Raw genomic sequence first — 5,607 nt, 5'->3', positions numbered from 1 at the left:
GCTATATTTACAAAATAGTTATGACAGAAAGATCCTGCATGTAACTCCCCAACTGAGGTAAGCCGCCTTCCGTTATAGGGCATTTTAAAAGACGACTGAAACGAAATGGTAACACGACAAATAAATTTTAAAAGTTGGCTGACAATTGGGACACTTTTCCTTTTTGGGGTTGGACTTTATTTGTTGTTTGCACCGCTAATTATTTTGGCACTTCCATTTATTATTTGGTCTTACTTCGACAACCTTGCATTTAATAGAAAATACAAAGCGTATTTACAGACAATTGACGGGACAAATTTTTTCTGCTATAACAACAGGACAAATAGCAAAGACTTCATTGAGAAAAACATTTTACCGACACTTACTCCAGACATCAAAGTAATCTATCTTGACGGCAGGACTCCAAAATCTGAATACGACCAAAGTTATATTTCAAAAGCACTTTATAGCATCAAAGACCGAAAAGGATTTCCGTATTTGCTTAAAATTTCGGACGGACAACTCATAGACAAATCAATTAACAATGACTTCTACAACACAATGAACCAAAACAAGGACATTGGACAACTGAACAGAAAAATCATTTCATTTTATCAGCCAACTTGAAAATGACGACAACTATAGACGAAAGAAAAACGCCCTATAACAGCACCTACCCAAAAGGCGGGGTTTCGTGCTTCGCAGACACATTTGTGGTAGCCGAAAGTTCAGTTCTCCGAATGAAGTTTAGTGGTAAAAATCCCGCCCTTCGGGTAGCTGCAAAACGTTGCAATACATATTGTTGCCAAATTTTGCGCTGAAAAATTTACTCTGATATCGTTAAGCAGAAAGTAATTTACTTCAATGTAAACGATGCAGTTTGCGTCCAAATAGATTAGTGCGAAATCGTTAAGCAGAAAGTAATTTGCTTCAATGAAAGCGATGCAGTTTGCGGCGAAATGTATTGCGGCGAAAAATTGAATAACGAAAAAACTTTGTGGTGATAAATACATATTGCAACACTGGTTTAGCATGATGGGGAATTTAGTGGAATTTCCGTTTTTTTTCATATATTCGTATAGCCAAAAATAATCTGCTTAAAAGTTCCCCAACAAGCTAAGCCAGGGAACGTTAGTAACAATATGAAAAAAACCCTCGTACTTATAATTATACTTATTTCAATTAAATCAATTGGTCAAAAATATTTTGATTTTGGAAAAAAAATTAAAAATTTAGAAAAATATAATTACAAAGACATTAATTTTAATGATCCAAAAGAAAATATAATGCTTGGTGGAACTTTAATATTTCCAAAAACGGAGTATTCAAAAATTGTAATAATTACGCCAGGCAGTGGAAAAGACACTCGAAATTCTCATTATATTATAGCAGAAGAATTATTAAAAAGCGGAATTGCTGTTTATCGTTATGATGATCGAGGTGTTGGTAAATCAGAAGGAATAGCAAATTTTAGTGTAGATCAAATTATTGAAGATTTATATTATGCTTTTGAAAATATTCGAAAAATTGACACTTTATCCCAAAAAAAAATTGGAATAATTGGACATAGCTTAGGTGGAATTGCTACTGTAAATGTGTATCAGCGAAAGTTAAATATAGACTTTTTTGTATTAATGTCAACTCCAATTGAAAAATATTCAAATTTTAAACATAAACAATATAAGGCAAAAAATAAAAGTAAAATAAGTAGTGAGGAATTATTTCAACAATCTAATATTCCAATTTTATTTATTTCAGGAACAAATGATAGTTTTTTTAATAGTGTAAAAACCTCAAATCTATTTTTAACCTTAAACAAAAAAAACATTGAGGTAAAAACAATTAATGGATTAAATCACTTTTTAAGAAATGGTAATGATGATTGGCGAAAAACAGAAGAATATGATTCATTATATGAAATTGACAAAACAGCACTTAATGAAATCATTAACTGGATCAAACCTTTATAAATAATACATACTGTTACTAACAGCGGTTTGCAAAAATGGCGAAATATGTGGTAAAATCACGTTTATCTTTCGCAAGAAATTTTATCTTAGCCGAAAATATTCGGTTACGAAGTTCGCCACTTCTGCAAGCCGCGACACGTTGTAATATATTTCAGCGCTGAATTTTGCGGTGAAAAATTCCTTACTTCTCTCCTACTAAGAAAATAATCTGCAATCCAAAAAGTTGTCGTTTATCCAAGAACATTTGAGAAGTTTTCTGTGAAATAGATTCTGGCGAAATCGTTAAGCAGAAAGTAATTTGGATAAATTAAAGTGATGCAGTTTGCGCCGAAATAAATTCTGGTAAAATCGTTAAGCAGAAAATAATTTGCTTCAATTAATGCGATGCAGTTTGCGTCGAAAAATATTGTGGCGAAATCATTAAGCAGAAAGTAATTTGCATTAATGAAAATGATGCAGTTTGTGGCGAAAAGTATTGTGGCGAAAAATAGAATAACGAGAAATCTTTGTGCTGATAAAAACATATTACAACACTGGTTTAGCATGATGGGGAATTTAGTGGAACTACCGTATTTTTTCATATATTCGTGTAGCCAAAAACAATCTGCTTAAAAGTTCCCCAACAAGCTAAGCCAGGAAACGTTATGCCTCAGTTTGGTAGAGCCGAAACCTAAGACTTAAACATTAATTAAAAATAAAACATGAAGCCAATTAATTTTTTTATTGAAAAATCAGAATCATTTATAGAAAAACTAAACTCAATTGAATTAGTTGAATACCAATTAGGTAATACAAGTAAAGACATATACGGAGAAAGTGATGACATAAGCAATTCAGAATATGAAAACCAACAAAGTGAATTATATGAAATTAAGTTTCAAATTAAATTAATGTTATCAGAGTTTGATAATGGAACATTGTTTAGTGAAAGATTAGATAATTTTAGACAAAAATTTTCTTTTTCCAATGAACCATTAAAAAATAGTTTGGTTAAAAACACACAACTTTTCCTGAATTTTTTAAATGAATATAGAGTTTAACTTCTTAAATATTCAATTGATTTATTAGATTCTAAACTTAAAAATTCTTTGTGTTTTGATAATTCAGAAATTATAAAATCAACATCTTCCAAAAATATATTTTTTAGATTAATTGAAAGGCTTGTGATTGGAACTCCATTTTTAAAAGATTTTTTTAGTGAGATTTTACCTTTTAATTCTTCAAAACCTACTTCTAATAATGATTCTTGTCTTTTTTGTTTAACTAACATAATTTATAATTTTAAAATTGTTCCCGACTTAAACGGTGCGGAAACTAAACCGAAAATTGTAACCGAAAAAAAAATTGGGGCGAAAAACCGAAGGCATAACAACGGTTTTGCAATAGTGGGGTTTTAGTGGAATTGTCGTTTTTATTAATATATTCGTTAAACAGAAAGTAATCTGCTACAAAGTCCCCACCATTGCAAAGCCGCTTTCCGTTAGCTGTAATTATACCAAAAAATCCGAATAAATGAATAAAATAATTGCTATTGCTATTAATGAATACAACGACTCAAGAATTAATAATTTAAACAATTGCATTAACGATATTAATTCATTGATTGATATATTATCAAAAAAATATGATTTTGATTTTATTGAATTATATACAAAACCTGAACAAACAACCTTTTCGTTTTTATATAATGAAGTTTATAATGAATTAATAAACGCTTTAGAAGATGATAATATATTAATCATATACGCTGGACACGGTGAATTTAATCCCAAATTAGGAACATCATATTGGTTATGCTCGGATTCAGACAAAAATAATGTCACAACATGGTTTAATGTTAGTGATTTATTAAACTTTTTTAAAGCGTCAGAAGCAAATCATATAGCTTTAATTTCAGATAGTTGCTTTTCAGGAGCGATATTTGAACTTGACCGCGGCGGCGGTGTTGAAGCATTTGAAGGGAAAGTCTCAAGACAAGCTTTAACTTCTGGTGGAATTGAAAAAGTAGGTGATGGAGAAATTGGAGTAAACAGTCTTTTTAATATCACTCTACAAAATATATTTAAAGAAAACACATTAGACAATCTGTCCTTTAATCGTTTATCAGAAAATCTGATATTAGATTTTAGTACACAAAAAAAACAAACACCAACTTTCGGGTCGTTGGTAAATTCCGGAGATAAAGGAGGCGCATTTTTTTTCCGTTTAAAAAAACAAGAGGAACAAACAGCCATAAATGCGTTGAAAATACCTTTAGAGATTAATGAAAAAGTAAAAATCGATAGTAGTTTTGAAATCCCATTTTTTAATGAAAACACTATTTTTAACTCTCAATTTATAAACGCTTTTGTCCAGCAATTAGGTTATTCTATAGTAAATGACATTAGAGTTTATGTTTCAGAAGATGAAAACTATTCAATTAATAGAAGCAGTCAAATGGAATTCTACTTAGATGTAAGTTATGATATACAAACTAATAATGATAAATTTTTAAGCCTTTTAATAAATAGAAGTGATTATTTCGGAGGTGTGCATCCAAATCATTATATATATACATTAAACTTTGCATTTAAACCAGAAAGAAAAATTTCTCTCTATGATATTCTAGATTATAGTGATTATAGTAATTTAGAAAATTTTTTAGAAATTATGATTGACAAATATGGTGAAAATGAGTGCAAATCAATTTTACTAGAATATTCAACATATCAATATTCTAGTCAACTAGATTTTTCTTTTAATGATGATTTTTTTACAATATATTATTTTAATTTATTTCCTCATGCTTTTAAAGCTTGCGGAATAATAGAGATTCCTAGAAAAGAAGTAAAATTTAAAATAAAATAACTACAGCTAACAGCGGTTTGCAAAAATGGCGAAATATGTGGTAAATTCACGTGTATCTTTCGTAGGAAATTTTATATTAGCCGAAAATAATCGGTTACGAAGTTCGCCACTTCTGCAAGCCGCGACACGTTACAATATATTTCCGCCAAATTTTGCGCCCAAAAATTCTGGATGAATAAATATTAGCTTATCTCCTACTCAGAAAATAATCGGAAAGCTGAAAAGTTGTCGTTTATAAAGCTCGATTTGAATATGTTAGCGTTGAAATCTATTTTCGTGAAATCGAATATCAGAAAGTAATTTGCTTCAATTAAAATGATGCAGTTTGTATCCAAAAGTAAAATGGCGAAATCACTAAGCAAAAAGTAATTTGCAAAAATTAAAATGATACAGTTTGCAGCTAAAAGTAAAATGGCGAAATCACTAAGCAGAAAGTAATTTGCATAAATTAAAATGATGCAGTTTGCAGCCAAAAGTAAAATGGCGAAATCACTAAGCAGAAAGTAATTTGCAAAAATTAAAATGATGCAGTTTGCAGCCAAAAAAAATTAGGTAAAAAATTGAATAGCGAGAAAGATTGTATAGATAAAAACATATTGTAACACTGGTTTAGCATGATGGGGAATTTACTGGAATTACCGTTTATTTTCATATATTCGTATAGCCAAAAATAATCTGCTTAAAAGTTCCCCACCAAGCTAAGCCAGGAACCGTTGTACAACATTTTGGTCGTTAGCCTCGAAAAAATACACTGATAAAAAACAAGATTTAAAGTAGCTAAAAATGTATCATTTTAAGCTCAAGCCTTGCA

Annotated in this window: 5 protein-coding genes; 4 read left to right on the top strand and 1 reads right to left on the bottom strand. The window is 30.1% G+C overall.

Going from position 1 to position 5,607, the window contains the following annotated elements; translation table 11 throughout:
- The first annotated feature begins 105 nt into the window (after window positions 1-105).
- The 3 genes from AC4PRO_RS17965 to AC4PRO_RS17955 all read left to right on the top strand — a co-directional run bounded on the left by AC4PRO_RS17965 (window position 106) and on the right by AC4PRO_RS17955 (window position 2,989).
- Window positions 106-606: a hypothetical protein gene (locus tag AC4PRO_RS17965; protein WP_492118371.1), complete on the top strand. Its 501-nt coding sequence runs from the start codon at window positions 106-108 to the stop codon at window positions 604-606.
- 515 nt (window positions 607-1,121) lie between these two features.
- Window positions 1,122-1,949 (top strand): alpha/beta hydrolase, encoded by an 828-nt coding sequence (locus tag AC4PRO_RS17960; RefSeq protein WP_492118370.1) that lies wholly within the window; start codon window positions 1,122-1,124, stop codon window positions 1,947-1,949.
- 701 nt (window positions 1,950-2,650) lie between these two features.
- Entirely contained in the window at window positions 2,651-2,989 is a 339-nt protein-coding gene (locus AC4PRO_RS17955; RefSeq protein WP_492118369.1) for a hypothetical protein, read from the top strand.
- On the opposite strand, the gene AC4PRO_RS17950 is transcribed toward AC4PRO_RS17955, so the two are convergent.
- Window positions 2,986-3,219 carry a hypothetical protein gene (locus AC4PRO_RS17950; RefSeq protein ID WP_492118368.1) on the bottom strand — a complete coding sequence of 78 codons (234 nt, stop codon included), beginning with the start codon at window positions 3,217-3,219 and terminating at the stop codon, window positions 2,986-2,988. The two genes, AC4PRO_RS17955 and AC4PRO_RS17950, sit on opposite strands and share 4 nt — an antisense overlap.
- 242 nt (window positions 3,220-3,461) lie before the next feature.
- Here AC4PRO_RS17950 and AC4PRO_RS17945 point away from each other — a divergent pair, with 242 nt between their 5' ends.
- Window positions 3,462-4,796 (top strand): caspase family protein, encoded by a 1,335-nt coding sequence (locus AC4PRO_RS17945; protein WP_492118367.1) that lies wholly within the window; start codon window positions 3,462-3,464, stop codon window positions 4,794-4,796.
- Window positions 4,797-5,607 lie beyond the last annotated feature (811 nt).

It is taken from the genome of Flavobacterium sp. DW-iso2 (genome assembly GCF_058725285.1).
The sequence above is the reverse complement of the archived record's forward strand: the minus strand, read 5'-3'. Positions and strand labels throughout refer to the sequence as shown.

Excerpts from the sequence above, each read along its gene's own strand:
- AC4PRO_RS17960 (WP_492118370.1), top strand. The coding sequence starts at position 1,122 with ATGAAAAAAACCCTCGTACTTATAATTATACTTATTTCAATTAAATCA.
- AC4PRO_RS17965 (WP_492118371.1), top strand. The coding sequence starts at position 106 with ATGGTAACACGACAAATAAATTTTAAAAGTTGGCTGACAATTGGGACA.
- AC4PRO_RS17955 (WP_492118369.1), top strand. The coding sequence starts at position 2,651 with ATGAAGCCAATTAATTTTTTTATTGAAAAATCAGAATCATTTATAGAA.
- AC4PRO_RS17945 (WP_492118367.1), top strand. The coding sequence starts at position 3,462 with ATGAATAAAATAATTGCTATTGCTATTAATGAATACAACGACTCAAGA.
- AC4PRO_RS17950 (WP_492118368.1), bottom strand. The coding sequence starts at position 3,219 with ATGTTAGTTAAACAAAAAAGACAAGAATCATTATTAGAAGTAGGTTTT.